This window comes from Campylobacter concisus UNSWCS (assembly GCF_000466685.1).
Lineage (GTDB): Bacteria > Campylobacterota > Campylobacteria > Campylobacterales > Campylobacteraceae > Campylobacter_A > Campylobacter_A concisus_A.
The window spans coordinates 1-798 of sequence record NZ_ANNG01000079.1; the positions used below are offsets into that span (position 1 = coordinate 1).

The 798-nt window shown below is 35.0% G+C and carries 1 protein-coding gene; it reads right to left on the reverse strand.

Going from position 1 to position 798, the window contains the following annotated elements; all coding sequences use genetic code 11:
• Positions 1–798 (reverse strand): hypothetical protein (locus UNSWCS_RS12070; RefSeq protein WP_035144013.1); only part of this gene is annotated, 798 nt, incomplete at both ends.

Below are 798 nucleotides of genomic sequence, written 5' to 3' on the forward strand. Positions count from 1 at the left end.
AGAAAAGTCCTGAGTGCTTCCTACTATGTTATTGCCCGCTGCAAAGACTGCTGGCAAGCCAACATCAGTGTATGAGAAGTTAAAATTCGTGCTTTTTCCACCTTTAGTTTTCCATCCTCCGCCTCTATACCATTTCTTTTTCTCTTTCCATTTATAAACGCCATAGCTATTTACATTGTTATTTAGCATTAGAGCTATGTTTTCTACATTATCGCTATTTAGCTTTAGATCTCCTCCAGCATATATAACACTCTTATCGTTTAAGACATCATTTACATTTAAATTTATATCATTGTTAGCTATTATGCTGCCTGGGATGAAGTTGGCTTTATCATCTTCATTTAGAACATCTTTTACTATGCTATATGTGATGGTTCTTTTTTGTTCATTATTCTTTGCTCTACTAGTATCAACTAGAACTTCGTTTGTATCATAGTCTAGTCTTAGGTTGTGAAATATCTTTTGACTGGTGCCGTATAGATATGAGTCTTTGTGTAAATTTAGAGCATATAGAGCGCTATCTTTATTTATAGCCTCTTTTAACACTAGCTCATTTACCTCGTTTTCATCTAGCTCGCTTATGTCTTTGCCTAGCTTCTTAGCTAGTTTGGTGCTTATTTTTTCTTTTAGTTCTTTTAAATTTACGCCAAGCTTATATCTATTGGCACCCTCTTTTTTTAGGTGCATAGTGCCTTGTTTATGCACTGTATCCACCCTAGCCTGCGAGCTTGAGTTATTTACCAGCTTTTTAGCCTCTACATTTATATCTTTAGCATAAATTTGGCTTGAGGTATTTAC